Annotated in this window: 1 rRNA gene; it reads right to left on the bottom strand. The window is 55.7% G+C overall.

The features are described 5' to 3' along the window. Positions 1–49: 49 nt before the first annotated feature. Positions 50–1,117: ribosomal RNA gene (locus tag QC823_RS16115) — 16S ribosomal RNA — on the bottom strand; the annotation flags it as partial.

Genomic DNA, 1,117 nt, shown 5'->3' with positions numbered 1-1,117 from the left:
TGATCAGGTAATTCATTGTGAGCGCTTACCGCGAGGGGGATGCATCGTTTAAGGAGGTGATCCAGCCGCAGGTTCCCCTACGGCTACCTTGTTACGACTTCACCCCAGTCATGAACCACACCGTGGTGATCGCCCTCTTGCGTTAGGCTAACCACTTCTGGTGCAGTCCACTCCCATGGTGTGACGGGCGGTGTGTACAAGGCCCGGGAACGTATTCACCGTGGCATTCTGATCCACGATTACTAGCGATTCCGACTTCACGGAGTCGAGTTGCAGACTCCGATCCGGACTGAGACCGGCTTTAAGGGATTCGCTGACTCTCGCGAGCTCGCCGCCCTTTGTACCGGCCATTGTAGCACGTGTGTAGCCCTACCCGTATGGGCCATGATGACTTGACGTCGTCCCCACCTTCCTCCGGTTTGTCACCGGCAGTCTCCTTAGAGTTCCCGCCATTACGCGCTGGCAAATAAGGACAAGGGTTGCGCTCGTTACGGGACTTAACCCAACATTTCACAACACGAGCTGACGACAGCCATGCAGCACCTGTCTCTGCGTTCCCGAAGGCACCAAGGTATCTCTACCAAGTTCGCAGGATGTCAAGGGTAGGTAAGGTTCTTCGCGTTGCATCGAATTAAACCACATGCTCCACCGCTTGTGCGGGCCCCCGTCAATTCATTTGAGTTTTAACCTTGCGGCCGTACTCCCCAGGCGGTCGACTTATCGCGTTAACTTCGCCACAAAGTGCTCAAGGCACCCAACGGCTGGTCGACATCGTTTACGGCGTGGACTACCAGGGTATCTAATCCTGTTTGCTACCCACGCTTTCGCACCTCAGTGTCAGTGTCAGTCCAGAAGGCCGCCTTCGCCACTGGTATTCCTCCCGATCTCTACGCATTTCACCGCTACACCGGGAATTCTACCTTCCTCTCCTGCACTCTAGCTTCACAGTTCCGGATGCCGTTCCTAGGTTGAGCCCAGGGCTTTCACAACCGGCTTATCAAGCCACCTACGCGCGCTTTACGCCCAGTAATTCCGATTAACGCTTGCACCCTCCGTATTACCGCGGCTGCTGGCACGGAGTTAGCCGGTGCTTCTTCTGCGAGTGATGTCTTTCCTC

The organism is Vreelandella vilamensis, assembly GCF_031451755.1.
In the GTDB taxonomy this organism is placed as follows: Bacteria; Pseudomonadota; Gammaproteobacteria; order Pseudomonadales; family Halomonadaceae; genus Vreelandella; species Vreelandella vilamensis.
The sequence above is the reverse complement of the archived record's forward strand: the minus strand, read 5'-3'. Positions and strand labels throughout refer to the sequence as shown.